The organism is Amycolatopsis sp. WAC 01416 (assembly GCF_003947485.1).
Lineage (GTDB): Bacteria > Actinomycetota > Actinomycetes > Mycobacteriales > Pseudonocardiaceae > Amycolatopsis.
Genome location: NZ_QHHX01000009.1, coordinates 68,872 through 87,442, shown reverse-complemented (window position 1 = coordinate 87,442; position 18,571 = coordinate 68,872). Strand labels below are relative to the sequence as shown.

10 protein-coding genes are annotated in these 18,571 nt (G+C 70.1%); all 10 read right to left on the bottom strand.

Annotated features, from left to right (window positions below; translation table 11 throughout):
* Positions 1 to 5 precede the first annotated feature (5 nt).
* The gene (locus DL990_RS29175; RefSeq protein ID WP_125800578.1) at positions 6 to 1,589 is read right to left on the bottom strand and encodes an acyl-CoA carboxylase subunit beta; all 1,584 of its coding nucleotides are present in this window, start codon (positions 1,587 to 1,589) and stop codon (positions 6 to 8) included.
* Positions 1,586 to 8,050, bottom strand: a complete 6,465-nt coding sequence (locus DL990_RS29170; protein WP_125800577.1) for a type I polyketide synthase — start codon at positions 8,048 to 8,050, stop codon at positions 1,586 to 1,588. Before DL990_RS29170 ends, DL990_RS29175 begins: the two co-directional genes overlap by 4 nt.
* Positions 8,047 to 9,807: a fatty acyl-AMP ligase gene (locus tag DL990_RS29165; protein WP_125800576.1), complete on the bottom strand. Its 1,761-nt coding sequence runs from the start codon at positions 9,805 to 9,807 to the stop codon at positions 8,047 to 8,049. Before DL990_RS29165 ends, DL990_RS29170 begins: the two co-directional genes overlap by 4 nt.
* A gap of 169 nt (positions 9,808 to 9,976) precedes the next feature.
* Positions 9,977 to 11,383, bottom strand: coding sequence for an MFS transporter (locus tag DL990_RS29160; protein WP_125800575.1), 1,407 nt, complete (start codon positions 11,381 to 11,383; stop codon positions 9,977 to 9,979).
* A 657-nt stretch (positions 11,384 to 12,040) separates the two neighbouring features.
* On the bottom strand, positions 12,041 to 12,958 hold the full coding sequence (locus DL990_RS29155) for a helix-turn-helix transcriptional regulator (RefSeq protein ID WP_125784683.1): 918 nt from the start codon (positions 12,956 to 12,958) through the stop codon (positions 12,041 to 12,043).
* A gap of 219 nt (positions 12,959 to 13,177) precedes the next feature.
* Entirely contained in the window at positions 13,178 to 14,947 is a 1,770-nt protein-coding gene (locus DL990_RS29150; RefSeq protein ID WP_125800574.1) for an alpha/beta hydrolase, read from the bottom strand.
* Between the two features lie 253 nt (positions 14,948 to 15,200).
* The gene (gene ppk2, locus DL990_RS29145; protein WP_233620610.1) at positions 15,201 to 16,211 is read right to left on the bottom strand and encodes a polyphosphate kinase 2; all 1,011 of its coding nucleotides are present in this window, start codon (positions 16,209 to 16,211) and stop codon (positions 15,201 to 15,203) included.
* Positions 16,208 to 16,663: a flavodoxin family protein gene (locus DL990_RS29140; protein ID WP_125800573.1), complete on the bottom strand. Its 456-nt coding sequence runs from the start codon at positions 16,661 to 16,663 to the stop codon at positions 16,208 to 16,210. Before DL990_RS29140 ends, ppk2 begins: the two co-directional genes overlap by 4 nt.
* A 74-nt stretch (positions 16,664 to 16,737) precedes the next feature.
* A complete protein-coding gene (locus tag DL990_RS29135) occupies positions 16,738 to 17,628 on the bottom strand; it encodes a serine hydrolase (protein WP_125800572.1) in 891 nt (296 codons plus the stop codon).
* On the bottom strand, positions 17,625 to 18,506 hold the full coding sequence (locus DL990_RS29130; protein ID WP_125800571.1) for a LysR family transcriptional regulator: 882 nt from the start codon (positions 18,504 to 18,506) through the stop codon (positions 17,625 to 17,627). The genes DL990_RS29135 and DL990_RS29130 overlap by 4 nt, the downstream gene beginning before the upstream one ends.
* Positions 18,507 to 18,571: the final 65 nt, after the last annotated feature.

The window sequence follows — 18,571 nt, the reverse complement described above, 5'->3', positions numbered from 1 at the left end:
CTCGCTCACAATGGGATGTTTCCGTGTTTTCTGGCCGGGGTGGTCTGCCGTTTCGTCCGCAGCGTGTGCAGGGCTCGCGCCACTTGCAGGCGGGTCTGCGACGGCGCGATGACCTGGTCGACGTAGCCGCGTTCCGCTGCCAGGTAAGGATTCGAATGCCGTTCGCGGTACGCCTCGGTGAGCCGCCTTCGTTCGGCGGAGCGCTGTTCCGGCGGCAGCGCGGCCAGTTCGTGCCGGTGCAGCACCCGCACCGCGCCCTCGGCGCCCATCACCGCGATCTCCGCGGTGGGCCAGGCCAGATTGACGTCCGCACCGAGATGCTTCGACCCCATGACCGCGTAGCCGCCGCCGTAGGCCTTGCGGATCACCACGGTCACCATCGGCACAGTCGCCTCGGCGTAGGCGTAGATCAGTTTGGCGCCGCGGCGGATGATCCCGTTCCGTTCCTGCGCCTCGCCGGGAAGGTAGCCGGGGACGTCGGCGAGGGTCAGGATCGGGATGCCGAAGGCGTCGCAGAACCGCACGAACCGCGCGGCCTTCTCCGAGGCGTCGATGTCGATCACGCCGGCCTGATGCCGCGGCTGGTTGGCGACGATGCCCACGGTGCGGCCCCGCACCCGCCCGAACGCGCAGATCATGTTCGGCGCGAAGCCGCTGTGCACCTCCATGAAGTCGCCGTCGTCGACGAGCCGGACGATCACCTCGGTCATGTCGTAGACCTGGTTCAGCGAATCCGGCACCAGCCGGTCGAGTTCGAGGTCTGCGGCGGTGAGGTCGGGATCGGTTTCGTCGGCGTACTCGGGGACGGCGTCGAGGTTGTTGGACGGCAGGTAGCCGAGCAGCGTCCGTACCCAGTCGATCGCGTCCTGTTCGTCGGCCGCCCGATGATGGGCGTTCCCGGAGACCTCGCTGTTCACCGAGGCGCCGCCGAGCTGCTGGGCGGTGACCCGTTCACCGCTGACGGCGTGCACGACGTCCGGCCCGGTGACGAACATGTGCGCGGTCTCGTCGACCATCACGGTGAAGTCGGTGATCGCCGGCGAGTAGACCGCTCCGCCGGCGCAGGGCCCCATGATCAGCGAGATCTGCGGGATGACGCCGGAGGCCAGCGCGTTGCGCCTGCCGAGTTCGGCGTAATAGGCCAGCGAGACGACGCCTTCCTGGATCCGGGCGCCGCCGGAGTCGTTGATCCCGACGACAGGGCAGCCCAGCGTCATCGCCAGATCCATCACCTTGAGGACCTTCTCGCCGAAGACTTCGCCCATGCTGCCGCCGAAGACCGTGAAGTCCTGGGAGAACACACAGATCTGCCTGCCGTCGACGGTGCCGTGGCCGGTCACCACGCCGTCGCCGTACGGGCGGTTGGCGTCCATCCCGAACTCGGTGCACCTGTGCCGGGCGAACTGGTCGAGTTCGACGAAGGAACCCGGGTCCAGCAACAGCTCGACGCGTTCGCGCGCGGTCAGCTTTCCCTTGGTGTGCTGCCGGTCGACGGCCCGCTTCTCGGCGATCCGGACGGCTTCGTCCTGGCGGGCGGCGAGATCGGCGATCCGGAACGCCGTCGTCGGCGCGAACGGGGCATCGGTCACGGTCTCGCCGCCCTCGGTGCCCCGAGCCGGGCGGAGAGTTCGGCGGCGACCACCGCGACGTGCGGCGGGTCGATCATCGACAGGTGATCGCCGGGCACCCGCACCACTTCCAGATTCGTGCAGAAGACGTCCCAGCCGAGGGCGTCGTCGGTACGCAGGTACCGCGGATCGAGGGTGGTCGTCAGCGGATGCGGCTCCTGCGCACGCACCAGGAGCACCGGCCCCGCATAGGGTTCCGGCTGGTAGCGTTCGGCGACCCGGGCGTCCACATAGGACTCGTACTGGTGCCGTAGCACGCCCTGTCCCATCTCCGGGACCTGTGCGGCCAGCCTGCTGATCACGAGCCGGATCTGCTCGTCGTCGCCGAGCCGGACGAGGTCCTCGCGCGGGATGTCCAGCGGGACACCGTAGGTCCGTTCGACGTGCTCGGCGAACCGGTCGAACCGGTCCAGCAGGATCTCGTCCGCCGGTTTTCCACGTGCGGGCAGGGGCAGGATGCTGTCGATCATGAACACGAGATCGACCCGCTCCCCCGCCGCGGTCAGCCGCCGGGCGGCCTCGTAGGCGAGGCAGCCGCCGAACGACCAGCCGCCCAGCCGATAGGGGCCCTGTGGCTGGATCTCCCTGATCAGCTCGAGATAGCACTCGGCCTTGTCCTCGACGGTGTCCTCTTCGTCGATCCGTTCGAGACCATAGACAGGCCTGCCCTCCGGCAACAGGCGGACGAGTCCCTCGTACACGCTCGTCGGGCCGCCCGCCGGATGGAACAGGAACACCGGATCCGCGCCGCCTTCGCGCAGAGGCCGGACCGGACAGCCCCCGCGTCCCTCGATCCGGTCACGCAGCAGATCGGCCATCACGGCGATCGTCGGCGTGGCGAAGAGCAGGTCGACGTCGGGGACTGCCCCGAGCTGCCCGGCGAACACCGCGCGCAGTCGCTTCGCCGCCTCATGGTCGCCTCCTGCGGCGAAGAAGTCGTCGTGGACTCCGGGTTCCGCACCGCCGGATTCCGCGCCGCCGAGTTCGGTCTGCCAGTGCCGGGCGATCCAGCGTTCGGCCGGATCACGCGGTCCCACGGTCACGGTCGGCCGGGCGGGCCGCGGGCCTCCCTCGCCGAAGCCTGCCTGTTCGGCGAGGTGATCGGCGAGTTCGCCGAGGCTGGCGCCGCGCAACAGCAACGGAATCGGCAACGACAGGCCGAAATCGCGCTCCACCACACCCCTCGCGCGCATGGCGGTGAGGGAGTCCAGGCCGAGCCTGGTGAGCGGGACGTGCCTGTCGATCTCGTCCGCGGCGAGGCCGAGCATCCCGGCGACGAGACCGGCGAGGTAGTCGGCCAGCATCTCGCGGGCCGCTTCCGGCAGGACCGCCCGCAGTGCGTCCAATCCGTCCCAAGTGGATGGTCCGGTATCCGGTTCTTCCTTCGGCACCAGCATCTCGAAGAACGGTCGTCCGGCCAGACGCGGGAACAGGGCCAGTACCGTCCCGGCGTCGACGCGGGCGATGCCGGTCGATCCGCGATCACGGTTCAGCACGGCTTCCATCGCCGCCAGTGCCTCGTCCGTGCCGAGCGGTTCGAGCACCGGGTTGCGGCTTCCGACGGCCGATCCCGCCTCGCCCCAGGCTCCCCAGCCGATGGTCGCCGCCGGCAACCCGCCTGCCCGGCGCCACTCGACGAGCGCGTCCACCCAGGCGTTCGCGGTCGCGTAGGCGGCCTGCCCCGGCGATCCGAACAACGCGGCCGCCGACGAGTACGTCAGCCACCAGTCGAGTTCGTGTCCGGCCGTGGCCTCGTGCAATCGCCACGCTCCCAGCGCTTTCGCGCGCCAGACGGCCTCGACGGCATCCTCGTCGACGGCGATGGCGGCACCGTCGGCCAGCACGCCGGCCGCGTGCAGCACGCCACGCAACGGCATACCGCCTTCCGTGGCGGCCGCGACCAGCGCTTCCGCGGTCCCCGGCTCGGCGATGTCGCCCGTCACCACGCGGACGTCCGCGTCCAGTGCACGCAGGTCCGCCAAGACGGCCGGGCTCGCGCCGCGACGCCCGGAGAGGATCAACCTGGTCGCGCCACGACCGGCCAGCCAGTCCGCCGCGACCAGGCCGAGTCCGCCAAGACCACCAGTGATCACGTAGGCGCCTTCGCGCACAACGGTTTCGTGGCCCGCTTCCCCGAGGTCCGGGCGGGCCAGCAACCGCGTGTACCGGACGCCCTCACGCCAGGCGATTTCGTCGTCCGGCGCGTCAGCGTGGAGCTCCGCCGCCAGCCTGGCGACCCACAGCTGTGCCGGATCCGGCTCGGCATCGAAGTCGACCTGGCTCGCTCGCAGCTCGGGGTGTTCGAAGGCGAGGACACGGACCAGCCCGCGAAGCCAGGCCTGTCCGGGATCACCGCGTTCGCCGGGCTCGATGGCCGAGGCGCCGGTGCTGACGAGCCACAACCGTGGTGCGGACGCCGCTTCGGCCAGCTCGGCGACGACGCCGGAGAGCGTGGCGACACTCCGTGCGGCCCGCATCGGGTCAGGCGCGTCCGAAGTGGCCACCCACGCGAGGACTCCCGTCACTTCGCGGGTACGCAGGATCTCCGCCAACGCGGCCCGATCCCCGAGCGGAACCGTCACCAGTTCGTCTCCGGCGAGTCGTTCGCGCAACGCCGGCGGCCACGGTGACTCGTCCTCCAGAACCACCCAGCTGTGCGGACCCGGTTTCGCCGCCGGATGCCCGGCCTGCCGCCAGACCGTCTCGAACAGCAGATCCGCCATCGGTACCGGCAGAGCCGAACGCTGGAACCGGCGGCAGTAGACGTCGCGGAACTCGACCAGGACGACGTCGTCGGCGTCGACCAGCTGGACGCCGCCGACCAGGCCGTCACCGGCCGGGTCGAGTGAGTCGAGTACGGCGTCGACCCGGACACCGCGCCGAGGATCACCGGCGAGGACGATCTCGCCGAGGGTCAGCGGCAGAAAGACGCCGTCGGCCTCGCGCAGCGTGTCCCCGGCGGCCGCGGCCAGCGCGTGCAGACAGACGTCGGCGATCACCGGATGCAGGACGTACGCGGGATGGTCGGCGGGCAGCGTGATCCGCGCCGAGGCCCGCCCGGGCGCCGCCAGAACCTCTCGCAGTCCGCGGAAAGCGGGACCGTAGCTCTGCCCGGCCGCGGCCAGCACCTGATAGAGGTCGACCGGCCGGGCGTCGCCGCCGACCGGGCCGAACGGCACGACCGCGGTGTTCCCGTCGCGGACGCGGGCAGTCGCGTGCCGGACCCAGCCGCCACCCGCGGCCCGCGCGTAGACGTCCACTTCGGACGGTCCGGAGCCGGTGCCCAGACTGGTCGTCACCTCGGTGTGCGCGGCGAGCGGGAGCACACGGCGCAGTTCGAGACCGCTGATGCGCAGGTGCCCGCCGGGCCGCAGGACGGTCTTCACCGCCGCCAGCGCCAGTTCCAGGAAACCCGCGGCGGGGAACAGCGGGACCCCCATCGCCGCATGGTCGGCCAGCCACGGCTGCACCGCCGTCCCGACGTCCGCGTGCCACAGGTGCCCACCGCCGGTCGGCTGTTCGATGTGGACACCCAGCAACGGATGCGCGCCACCGGATCCGGGCCGGGAGGCCGGCCGTCGCGGCCAGAACCGTTCGTGCCGCCAGCGTGGTCCGGGCAGCTCGACCGGAAGCGGGCGGGGCCCACCGCCGTCGAGCACCACGGGCAGTCCGAGGGTGTGGAGCCGGGCGAGCGAGGTCAGGAACGCCGTCCGCTCGTCGATCCGACGGCTCGCCGAAGGCAGCGCGAGCGCGCCGGTGCTCTGCTCGATCGCGGCCAGCGCGACCGGATGCGGCGAGATCTCGACGAACACGCCGTACCCGTCCGCGGTCGCCGCCGCCAGCGCCTGGCTGAACCGCACCGGACGGCGCAGATTCGCCGCCCAGTAGTCGACGTCGAACACCGGTGACCACTGTGGATCGTCGAGAACACTGCTGTAGCAGGGGATCTCCGCCGGTCGCGGGGAAAGCCCGTCGAGCTCGGCGCGGAACCGGCCGAGGACGGCGTCGACGGCTTCCGAATGGCCGGCACCTCCGACCGGCAACCGCTTCGCCAGCCTTCCGAGGCCCTCCACATGCGACACCAGGGCCTCGACCTGCTCGGCGCCGCCACTCACGGTGCACTGGACCGGCGAGGCGTAGACCGCGACGGTGATCCCGGGGAACTCCGCTTCCAGATCGGCGAGCTCGGCCGGGGACAGTTCGACCACCGCCATCGCTCCGTCGCCGGACGCGTCGACCTCGGCGAGCAGCCGGGCGCGCGTGGCCATCACGCGGAGGCCGTCGGTGACGTCCAGCGCTCCCGCGACGACGGCGGCCGCGACCTCGCCCATCGAATGTCCGGCCACCGCGGCCGGGACGACGCCGTGCGCACACCAGAGCCCGGCGAGGGCGAGGTGCATGCCGAACAACGCGAGCTGGGTCGCGGCGAGGTCCGGCAGGTCGCGCTCGCCGGAGAAGACCGCGCGAAGGGAAAACCCCGCTTCGGCCAGGAACACCGGGTCGAGCGCCTCCACCTCGGCACGGAACGCGGGTTCGGAGCGAAGCAGGAGGCGGCCCATGCCGGGCCACTGGGAGCCGTAGCCGGAGAAGACGAACACGACGTCGGGCATGGGATCGGCCTCGCCGACGACGACGTCACCGCCGTCGCGACCGGCGGCCAGTTCCCGCAGCGCGGCGGCGTCGCCGTCGCGTTCCTCGGCCACCACCGCACCGCGGATCGGCAGGTGGTCCCGGCTCCTGGCCAGCGTCGTGGCGACCGCGTCGAGCGGAACCGCGCGATGGGCGGGTTCTTCGAGCCAGTCGGCCAGATCGGCGGCACGCGCCCGAAGCACCTCGGGCGATCGGGCCGACAGCGCCAGCACGCGCGGGCCCTCGGCGTCCGCCCCACGAGCGGGGAACGACGCGGCGGGCCACTCTTCGAGGACGACGTGGGCATTGGTGCCACCGAAGCCGAACGCCGAGACCCCGGCCCGCACGACGTCGGAGTACCGCGGCCAGTCCGTCCCGGCGCCGACCATACGGAGACGAAGGCCGGGGAAATCGATATGCGGACTGGGTGCGCGATGATGCGGGGTCGGCGGCAGCCGCCGGTGGACCATCGCGAGGACCACCTTGATCAGCCCGGCCATCCCAGCCGCGCCTTCGAGGTGGCCCAGGTTTCCCTTCACCGACCCGATCAGGAGCGGCCTGCCGGATTCGCGGCCGGCTCCGAGCACCTCGCCGAGCGCGACGGCCTCGATCGGATCTCCCACCGCCGTCCCGGTCCCGTGCGCCTCCACATAGTCCACAGAGGACGGTTCGACACCCGCCGCCGCGTACGCGTCACGCAACAGGTCGGCCTGCGCGCCGGGGCTCGGCGCGACGAGACCGTTGGACCGGCCGTCGGAGTTGACCGCACTGCCGCGGATCACCGCGAGCACCCGGTCCCCCGCGCGGCGAGCGGCCTTCAGCGGCCTGAGCACGATCACGCCGCAGCCCTCACCACGGGCGATGCCGTCGGCGTCGGCGTCGAACGGTTTGCAGTGCCCGTCCGGGGCCAGCACCCCGGCACGCCGGAAGGACGCGGTGACGGCGGGTGAGAGCAGGAGGTTCACCCCGGCGACGAGCGCGGTCCCGCATTCACCGCGGCGCAGGCTCTGCACCGCCTGATGCACCGCCACCAGCGAAGACGAGCAGGCGGTGTCAAGGGTGAGGCTGGGCCCGCGCAGGTCGAACAGGTACGAAAGCCGGTTGGCGGCGATGCTCGTCGCGGCCCCGGTAGCGGACCAGACGTCGACAGTGGCGGGATCGGCCATCGTCAGGTGGCCGTACTCGCCGGCCGAGAGCCCGACGAACACGCCGGTCCGGGTGCCCCGCAAGGTGGACGGCGGGATCCCGGCGTGTTCCAGCGCCGCCCAGGCGACTTCGAGCAGCATCCGCTGCTGGGGATCCATCGCTTCGGCCTCACCCGGGGTGATGTCGAAGAACGCGGCGTCGAAACCGGCGATGTCACCGAGGAATCCGCCACGGCCGAAGTCCTCCTCGAACGCGTCCCAGCGGCCTTCGGGGACGTCGCGGATGCCGTCACGGCCGTCGTCCAGGAGCCGCCAATACCGCTCCGGCGAGTCCGCGCCGCCCGGCAGGCGGCAGCCGACTCCGACGATCGCGATCGGCTCTCCCTCGCGGCCTTCACCGCTCACGATCGCCGATTCCTCCACTGTGGACAGACGCGCGGCGAGAGCGGCGATCGTCGGGTACTGCCATACCAGGGTCGGCGGTAGCGGACGGCCGAGGTACCGGCCCAGCTCCGCCGCCAGCTCCATCGACTCCCGGGACGAAAGGCCGCTCTCGTGCAGCGGGCGGTCCGGGTCGATCTGAGCCGCGGGCAGCCCTGTCCGCTCCGCCACCCGCGCGACGAGCCAGGCGCGGATCTCCGCGGTCACGCGAGCCGCCGCGCGGTCAGCGAACCGTCCAGAAAGGACTTCCGGCACAGCGCGCGGCTGATCTTGCCGCTGGAGGTGCGCGGAACCTCGCCGGGGGCGAGGAAGACGACGTCGTGCGGCCGCAGACCGTGCGCGGCCGAGACCGCCCTCCGGATCTCCCCGGTCGCCACGGTGGTGTCGGCCTCGGCACCCTTGGCCCGTTCCACCACCACGACCGCCGCTTCGCCGTCTTCGTGCTCGATCGCGAACGCCGCGGCGGAATGCGGCCGGACCGCGGGATGCGTCTCCACGGTCTGTTCGATGTCCTGCGGATAGTGGTTGCGGCCGTCGACGATGACGAGATCCTTGAGCCTGCCGGTCATGAACAGCTCGCCCTCGTGACGCACGCCGAGGTCCCCGGTCGCGAGCCAGCCCGCGCCGGACTCCGGGTCGATCGGTGGCAGGCCGAAGACACCGTCGGATACGGCGGGCCGTCCCCAGTAGCCCACGCCGACGTTCGGGCCGTTGACCTGGATCTCCCCCACTCGCCCCGGTTCGACGAGCGCGCCGGTGACCGGGTCGGCGATGCGGACCCGTTGCCCAGCTGGAAATCCGCAGGAGACGAGCGTGGTGGACACCGCCCCCGGGATGGCGGGCGTCGCCAGTCCGACGGCGAGCCGCTCGCGGTCGAAGGCGACCTGGCGCGGAGCCTTGCCCGCTTCGGTGACGGAGACGAGCACGGTGGCCTCGGCGAGCCCGTAGGAGGAACGATGCACCTCGGGCCGCAGCCCGCAGTCCTCGAAGGCACCGTGGAACTTCGCGATGGTCGCGGGCAGGACCGGCTCGCTACCGTTGATCAACGAGACGACCCGGCTCAGTTCGAGGTAGCTCTTCTCGTCCTCGGTCACCCGGGAAGCGCTGTAGGCGTAGGCGAAATTGGGTGCCGCGCTGATCGCGCCGGGGCTGGCGGAGAGGGCACGCAACCAGCGTGACGGCCGTTCGAGGAACGCGAGCGGATCCATCAGAACCGATGCCGCGCCCGCCGCCATCGGCGCGCCGATCCCGAGGATCAGGCCCATGTCGTGGAAGAGCGGAAGCCAGCTGACCGTGGATGTCGTCCCGGTTTCGACCGAGTAGGCGTCGCAGGCCTGGCGGGCGTTGGTGAGCGCGTTGCGGTGGGTCAGCATCACGCCCGCCGGCGTCCGCGTGGAACCGGACGTGTACTGCAGGTACGCCAGTCCGTCTGGTTCCGGTCGCGGCCAGGAACGGTCACCGGCCGCGACCGGAGTCGGGGTGTCGACGGCGAGCACGGCGGGGCGCTCGATATCCGTCGAGGAAAGGAAACCGGCGGTGGCGTCGAGCCCGTCGGCGGTGGTGAGCACGACCCGCGGCGCGCAGTCGGCGAGCACGGCGGCCAGCCTGCCCGCGTGCCCAGGAAGGTCCGGGGCGAACAGCGGGACCGCGACCAGCCCGGCGCGGATCGCGCCGAGGAAGGCGACGACGTAGTCGACGGACTGCCGCGCCAGGATCGCCGCCCTGTCCCCCGGGGCGGTGAAAGACGTCAGCCGGGTGGCGAGGACGTCGACCCGGTCGTCGAGTTCGCGCCAGGACAGGGTGACCGCCCGGCCGTCCGCTCCGGCGCGATGGTCGAGATAGGTCACGGCGACCTCGTCGCCGAGCCGCCACGCCCAGTACCTCAGCAGTGTCGCGAACGACTCACCGCCGCGCGCGTCGTCCGGCTCGTAGGCGGCGACGACCGATTCCGAAATGGTTTCCATGGCCCCTCGTTTGACGACGTGAGCAGGAGCGGGTGAATTCGGAACGGCACCGTTGCCGAAAGCGGATTCCATTCCGGAGACCGTTCTTTATCTGCCCGGAACTGTATGGATACCGCGGGAAGAGTGTCAATGAAAGGACGGTGAAACGCCGACGGCGATGCCGACGTGCTCACCGGGAAGTGAGAAAGGGGGCACCCTGCTTGTCACTTCGGGACGAACTTCGGCCCTGCCGGGGGTTCAGCAACCGGAGCGCGAGGAGCGCGCCGGCCAGTTCCAGTCCCGCCGCCGTCAGCAGGCCCGCCGTGTAACCACTCGCCAGCGCGGACGCGGCGCCCTCGTCGAGCCGGGCCGTGCGGACCACCGCCAGCACGGCCCCGATCAGCGCGACTCCCAGCGCGCTCGACAGTTCACGCGACGCGGTGAGCAGCCCGGACGCCGTGCCCGCGTGCCGCTCCGCCACGATTTCCAGCGCGTACGAGGTCAACGGTGTGGTCAGGGCCGATCCGGCACCGATCAGCACCAACCCGGGAATCCGCGGAAGCACTTCCGGCACGTGGTTGACCGCGGCGATCGCCAGCAGTCCCGCGGCCACCGTCGCCAGCCCGGCCGCGACAGTCCGATGTGGACCGAATCGCGGTAGGGCCCACGGCACCACGGCCGCCGCGGCGACGACCGCCACCGCCACCACGACCAGCGGCAATCCGGCGTGCAGCGGCCCGAGTCCGAGGGATTCCTGGTGCAGCAACGGCGTGAAGAAGAAGACGCCCGAAACGCCCAATCCCCACAGCAACTGCACGGTGAGGGCGCCGGCGAAGACCCGCTGGCCGGTCAGCCCCACCGGGACCAGCCGCACGCGCGCGCGTCTCTCCCGGAACACGAACCAGATCGCGAACCCCGTCCCCGCGACGCCGAACACCGCGGACAGCAGCGCGCCGCCCTCGCCCAGCTCCACCACGGCGGCGGTGATCAGGATCATCCCCGCGGTCACCACGAGCATGGACAGCACGGCGGGCCGCCCGGCCGCCGGATCGCGATCCGCGAGGGCGACCGTACGCGACAGCAGCAGCATCGCCGCCACGAACGGGAGATTGACGAAGAAGATCCAGCCCCAGCCCCAATATTCGCTCAGTACCCCGCCGAGCGTCGGACCGAGCGCGAGCGCGGCCGCGAGACAGGCGGTCCACACCGTCGCCCCGACCGCCCGCCCTCGCGCGTCGAGATTGGTGCGCAGCAAGCTGAGCAGGGCCGGGACCAGGAACGCCGCGGCGGCGCCCTGCAGTACCCGCGCGGAGATGACGAGCCACGCCGTCGTGGCCAGCCCGCCGGCCGCCGCGCCGTCCCCGAACGCGAGCAGCCCGGCCCGCAGCGTCGCGGCCTGGCCCCAGCGGTCCACCACCGTGCCCGCCACCGGGAGCAGGCCGGCGAACGAGAGCATGTAGCCGATGCTCACCCATTGCAGCGTGGGCAGATCGAGGCCGAGTTCCCGGGCGATCGACGGCGCGCCCGCCGCGACGATCGTGTTGTCGAGGGTGGTGACGAACGCCCCTAACGCGATCATGAGGAGCGTCGGGCCCATGTTTCCTCCTCGTGAGCGGTAAGGACGGCTCTCACGCGGGGTGTGTCGCGAGGGTCGTGCGTGTTCCGGCTCGTTAGAACGAGCCCTCTCTGAGCTACCTACGCGTGGCCTGCGGCTTTGCTTGCGTGAGGTACGTGATGGCCCCCTTGCTTGCGCCTGGCGCAAGGATGGGGGCCTTCATGTACTGGGGAAGGTGTGAAGGTCGAGTTGCCTCGGCTGAGCCGAGGCAAGGGGTCCTTCACGGACCGGTCGCTACCCGGCTCACTCCAGCAGGTACCTGAAACACCCTTGGCCAGAACGATCATTGCCACTCACGACCCCTTCGCAAAACGCCCGAATCGGGCACTGTCACCTCGAAAGTGTCCCCTGTGGACAGCCGAGAAGGCGTCAGGTCACTTTGACGAGCCCACCTCCACCACTCCAACCCCGCTTGACCAGCAGTTATGCGACTTTGCCGGGCCCCTGGTGCCGCCGGGACAACCGTGCCAGACCACCGACACGACACTTTTGCCTTTCATGTACCGAACTGGCGGTTTCGCGTGACTGAATGGACGACACGGTCGGCTCTACTTACCCCTACCACTCGTGAGAAGCGGCCCCTTTCTCACGTGACAATTTCCACCGCCGGCCTTGGGGCCCGCGCCACAGAAACGCGATTCAGAGCCAGCCTTGGCGCGACGCCTGTACTCCCAGCTGGAATCGCGTCTGCGCGCCCAGCAATTGCTGCAGGCGGCTGATCCGCCGGAGCACCGTGCGTTCGCTGATGCCGAGCTCGCGCGCGATCGCCTCGTCCGTCAGGCCTCCGCTCAACAGCGCGAGCAGACGACGAGTGGCGACTGTCGGTTCCTGTGCGGCTTCGGCGTCGTCCGGACCACCCGCCCGCACCGGCACGCCCATCCGCCAGAACGACGCGAACAACTCGATCAGCGCGCTCAACATCATCGACGGATGGATCAGCAGGGCCAGCACGTCACCCGCGTCGGAGTTCGGGACGGCGATCAGCGCCCGCTTGCTGTCGGCGATCACCAGCTTCAAGGGCAGTCTCGGGAACACCCTGGCCTGCTCCCCCAGCGCGATACTCGACTGCACCTGGGCGAATCCGTCATCGTGCTGCAGCACGGACGAGTCGTAGACGACGCGGTACGCGATCCCCCGCGCCATCGAACCCGGCTGCACCGTGCTCACCTCGGCTTTCGGGCTCATGTACGACCCGGGGTCCAAGGCGACGATGTCCACGCTCGCCTGCGTCTGCATGGCCTCGAAGGTGGCGATCACCTCGTCGCGACTGCGCAGCACCTCGACGAAATCCGCGTCCCGGCCGGTCCGCAGGGAGTAAGCGGCGCCCAGCACCTCGGCCGCTTCCCGCGCGCGGACGGCGGCGGCCTCGTGCTGCGCCGCGAACGCCGACAGTGCCGCACGCGGCGGTCGCACCTCGACCCCGGACGCGCCCGCCCGGACCAGACCGAACCGCTCCAGCTCCGCCAGCTCGGCGCCGGGCGTGATCGGGCGCCCGTCCAGCAAAGCCCGGTACAGCTGCTCGGCCTCCATCGACAGGCCCCGCGACTCGGCGAGCATGACGCTTCTCCTCCCCCACCCCCGGGATCGAACGGCGTGACATCGATGTCACGCCTCGCGGAATCGCTGCTTCCACTCACTGCTCTTGAGGGGGAAAGCGCCGGAATCGTGCGGCTGGACCGATAACGAAAGGATCACAGATCCCGGTGGAGGCACGCCGAAGAGGCTCCCGCGAACCGGATCGGGCTCGCGGGAGCCTCTGTTCGACGCTTTCGGGGACTAGGCGTTGGCGGGCATCCCCTTCTCGTCGGCCGCCGGGGTCGCGGCGCCTTCGAGCAGCTCACGGACGATCTCGTTCGCCTTGCGCACCTGGGGCGTGATCATCTTGATCTTGATCTTCCCGTCGTGCCCGAGGTGACCGCCGACCTCGGCCGTCTTGTCCTCACCCGGCAGGGGCAGCCCCTGGCAGCCGGTGAACTTCTTCTTCGGCGTGAGACCGGTCTGGAAGTAGGCGACGATCGGGTCGTCGACGCAGTCGGTGTTGTACGGAAAGATCCCGTGGCTGCCTTCGTTGTCGACACTGATCATCTTGGCGCCCGGCAGGCCGTTCGCGGTGGCGAGCGCGCCCTCGTACGGCGTGGCCGCGTCGAGTTCGGTCTGCGCGATCAGCAGCTTCGGGAACGTCTTCTGATCCGGCGCCGGCTTGGCGTTGGTGGTCGGCCAGAACGCGCACAGCGGCGCACCCGAGAGGGCCATGATCGGCGCGATGAACGGCGCGTTCACGGTCAGGTCGGCCTGCCAGTAGTTCCAGTAGTGCAGGTTCTGGTTCCACTGACCGTCCTGGCACCGGATCGCCTCGAACGCCGCGTCCCAGGTCTCGACCTCGGCGCCGCCCTGGTAGGAAGCCTTGCGCTCGACCGAGTCCTTCTTCGCGATGGCCTCCAGAGCGTTGCCCTTCGCCTTGTTCAGGAACGCCTTGTTCGCGTCGGTCAGACCGGGCGTGGTCAGTGCCTTCGCGACGACCTGCTCGAGCTTCTCGGCGTCGGTCCCGGTGGGCGCCGGCCCCTTCGCCAGCGCGGCCACCATCGAGGCCGCGGACGGGTACTGGGAGGTGTCGTACATCGCCGGGATGATGAACCACGCGGCGTAGAGCATGCCCGCGAACTCCCGGGTGCCGCCCGCCTTCTCCCAGTCGCGGCGGATCTCGAGCGGGTCGGTGCCCGTCTTGTACTTGGCGTCGTTGCGCGCCATGTAGGGCAGCAGCGCTTCCTGGAACTGGCGGTCACGGCTGCGCGGCTGGAGGTCCCAGGTCTTCTCCAGCGTCGAGCGGCTCGCGTCGGTCGAGGAGTCGAGCAGGAACCGGTGCGCCTTGCTCGGGAACGTCGTGGCGTACCAGGTGCCCAGCCACGTGCCGTACGAGTAACCGATGTAGCTGGTCTTCTTCTCCCCGAGCAGCACCCGGATGAAGTCCATGTCGTACGCGGTCTGCTCGGTGGTGATGAACTTCGTCAGCGGGTTCTTCAGGCAGCCTTCGACCTTCGCCCGGCTGATCACGTTCTGATCCGTGCTGTCCGGGACGGTGTAGCTACAGGTCAGCGGAGTGCTCTGGCCGACACCGCGGGGATCGAAACCGACGAAGTCGTACTGCGAGGCCAGCACGGGGCTGCGCATCGCCATCGCGGCGCCCCACGGCAGGCCCTCGCCGCCGGGTCCGCCCGGGTTGACCAGCGCGATGCCCTGCCTGCCGGTGCCGGGGTAGGCGGTCGCGGTCTTGGACACGCGGACGCCGATCGTGTTGCCGTCCTGCGGGTCGTGCCAGTCGCGCGGCACCTGGATGGTGGCGCAGGCGAGGCCCTTGACCTTCTTGAGTTCGGCTTCCGTCGCCGGCGCGACGGAGGGGAACGAGCACTCGCCCCAGGCCACGGCCTGCTTGGTCAGCGCGCCGGCGAGCGCCGCGGTGTCCGGGTCGGCCTTGGTCGCGGGAGCCGCACCCGCGGCGGGAGCCGGCACCAGGCCCGAGGCCAGGAACGCACCGGCGACCACGGCCACCGCGCCTCTCCGCGTCTTTCTCGTACTACCGATCACCATGATCCCTTTCGACAAGAGCCCCCGACGTCCGTACGTGAAGTAAAGACGGGTGATCAGGTTTCCCACACGGCCCGGAGCTGGCGGATACCCGACATGGCAGGATCTCGACACTCGCGTGATCAGACCCGTAACTCACGTGATCAGAGGCGTAACTCGCGTGTTCCGCCTTCAAGCACGCGAGTTACGTCCCTGATCACGCGAGTTACGCCTTCCGTCACGGATGCAGGCCGGGTCCGTGATCGGGCTCCTGCGACGGCGCGATCGGGGTCGGGCTGAGCGACGCGTCGTCCTCCCCCTCCTCCAGCAGGGTCGCCGCGGCACCGACCACTTTCAGATCCGGCTCGCCGACGGCGTCCTCGTCCTTGTCCGCGTAGTCCACGCGAGCGAGGACGCTGCGCATCGCCTCGACGCGCGCTCGTTTCTTGTCGTTGCTCTTGACCACCGTCCACGGCGCGACCTCCGTGTCGGTGGACCGGAACATCGCGACCTTCGCTTCGGTGTAGGCGTCCCAGCGGTCGAGCGACCTGATGTCGTTGGGACTCAGTTTCCATTGGCGCACCGGGTCGACCTGCCGGATGAGGAACCGGGTGCGCTGCTCGGATTTCGACACCGAGAACCAGAGTTTGACCAGGATGATCCCGTCTTCGACGAGCATCTGCTCCAACGTCGGCGCCTGCCGCATGAAGCGCTCGTACTGTTCGTCCGTGCAGTACCCCATCACCCGTTCCACGCCGGCGCGGTTGTACCAGGATCGGTCGAACAGCACGATCTCGCCCTCGGTGGGCAGGTGGTCGACGTAGCGCTGGAAGTACCACTCCCCCTGTTCTCGCTCGGTGGGTTTACTCAGCGCCACCACCCTCGCGCCGCGCGGGTTGAGGTGTTCGGTGAACCGTTTGATGGTTCCACCCTTGCCCGCCGCGTCGCGTCCTTCGAACAGGATCACCATGCGGCCGCCGGTGTCCTTGATCCAGTACTGCATTTTCAGCAGTTCGATCTGCAGCGTCCGTTTCACGACGTCGTATTCCTCGCGCGACATTCGCGTCGTGTACGGGTAGTTCTCCCGCCAGGTGTCGATCGGCGATCCGTCGGGGCGGAGCAGGACCGGATCGTCGGCATCGTCGTAGTCGACGACGAGACGCTGGTCCCTCAGTTTCCGGGAAGTACGAGTGGCCTGGCACGCGCCGCTGATACCCACGCCGGACGGCGCGCAAACGCGGCGCGTCAACCGCCGAGCCCTTCGGCGAACCGTCGCGCCGCTTCGAGATCGGCCGTGCCGGGCCGGTTCTTGCCGATACCGCCGACGAGCTTGAACGGCAGCCAGGTGTCGAAACCCCGGCACGAGAACGTGCCAGCCACCTCGAATCCCTTGCGGCCGAGCAACCGCGCCAGACGACGGGTGTAGCGCCGGAATCGCGGTTCGGGCAACCCGCTCGTGGTGAACACGAACGCCTTCCGCCGCTGCTTCGACGGCAGTTCCTCGACGAACCGCCGCAGGCGCGGATGGAAGTCCATGCCGAAGATCCCCGAGCCGAAACCCACGAGGTCACAGGAATCAAGGTCGGCCGGATCGATCTCGTCGGGGCTGACGACGCGGGCGCCGAGCACCCCCGCCAGCACCTCCGCGATCCGTGCCGTGTTGCCGTGGGACACCGAAACGCACACGATGACGACCTTCATGCCGATCCTCCACTTCGCCGGTTCTTTCTCCTCAGAACCGGGCAGCGGGGAGAACTGTGACAACGGGTGCTGTGTCATCCCTCACGCAGGTGATCGCGCAACGCCCGCGCAACGCGGGCCATCAGCACTTCGGCCTCCGGCTGGATCGCCGCCGGAACCCGGGATCCGGTCAGCGCGGCGATCGCGTACATCCCGCCGTCGGCGTGTTCGACCACCCCGACTTCGTGCCGCAGGTTCAGTACGGTGCCCGTCTTCGACGACCATTTCGTGGCGTCGGAGACGAAATCGGGGCTCAGCCGCTGACGCAGCAGGTTGAGTCCCATGAGCTCGCGCACCCGCGCCGCCACCTCTCCGTCCACTTTGGACGGCTTCCAGAGCGCTTCGAGCAGGTTCACGAACGCACGGGCCGAACCGGAACTGGCACGCGTGACGTCGAGCTGCGGAACGGGATGGCCTTGCCCGGCGGTGCCCGCGTTGATCGCGAGCGCGTGCGCGAGGTGGACGTCGGTGGGGTCGAACCGTTCGGCGGGGGTGTCGCTGAGGTCCGCGGCCGGATGCCGGGCGGTGATCCCGGAAACGCCCCATTCGCGCGTCATCCGGGTGACCTCGGCGGGCGGTGTCAGCGCGAAGAGCGTGTCCGCCGCGGTCTCGTCACTGATGGCCATGCACAGATAGAGCAGGTCGTCGATCGCCACCCTGGCCGGATGCCGGAACCGGGTCAGCCCGGTCGGTCCCGGCGCGGTGGCCCGCCCCGGCTGGACGTCGATCCGCACCGAACCGTCCAGTTCGCCCCGGCGGATCCGCTCCAGGGTCGCCGCGGCGAGCGGGATCTTCACCAGCGACGCGCTCGGGAACTCCAGGTCGGGGTCGATGCCGATCTCGTATCCTGTCCGCAGATCCCGCACCAGAAACGAACCGCGCAGGCCGCCATCGTCCAGTTCGGCGCGCAGCGTTTCGGTGTTCATGTCGTCTCCTCCGCGCCGAGACATCGAGCGATGTCCGGCCACAATCGTGCCCGGAGCCGCTGCGCGTCCTCGCCGAGCCCCGCCGAGACCTCGAATCCGCGCGCGAGCCGGATCTCGCCGAGCGGCCGCCAGGCCAAGCCGAGTTCGGCCGCCTGTGCGGGCGAGCACAACAACAGATCGTCCGAACCGAACACGGCCGCCGCGGCCGCGGTGAGCGAATCGGCGACGGACACCTGCGCCGGCCGCAGTCCCACCGAGTCGCGGATCCGGAACAGACGGTCGCGGATATGCGGCACGTCGTCCTCTGGCTGGATCCAGACCCGGCGTGGTGTGCGGCCGGAGCGGCCGACCCGAAGCGTTTCCAGATGCAGGGCGCCCACCCGTGGCTTCCCTCTGCCCGCCAGGCCGAGCGGCACCTTCCACCCGCCCTCTTCGGCGGGGACGACCGTGAGCGCCGCGCGGACCTCCTGCGTGCGCACGAGTTCCGCCCGCTCCCTCGGCGGGGCCTGCCGGAATTCCAGGAAGACGTCGAGCGTTCGCGCCGCCGCGTCGAGTTCGGCGAGCTCGCGGACGGTGCAGGTTTCCGGCATCGCCAGCCGAAGCGGCCGCAGTTTGGCGCGTTGCGCGTCGTGTTCCATGGCGTCGGCCAGGGTCACCAGCCGTTTCGCCGACGGCAGCATGTCCTGGCCGAACGGGGTGAGCCGGGCGCGCCGGGTGGAGCGGTCGAACAGCCGCTCGCCGAAATGCCGTTCCAGCGCGGCGATCCGGCGGCTCGCCACCGGTTGGGGAACGCGGGCGATAGCGGCTCCCGCGGTGAAGGTCCCGGCCTCACTCACGCTCACGAACGCCCGGCAGCTGCCGATCAGGTCCACGACCACATACTATGCGCATTACGCATGGAAGAGGTCATTTGTGTCTTGGACAGCATGACCGGCGCTGGACA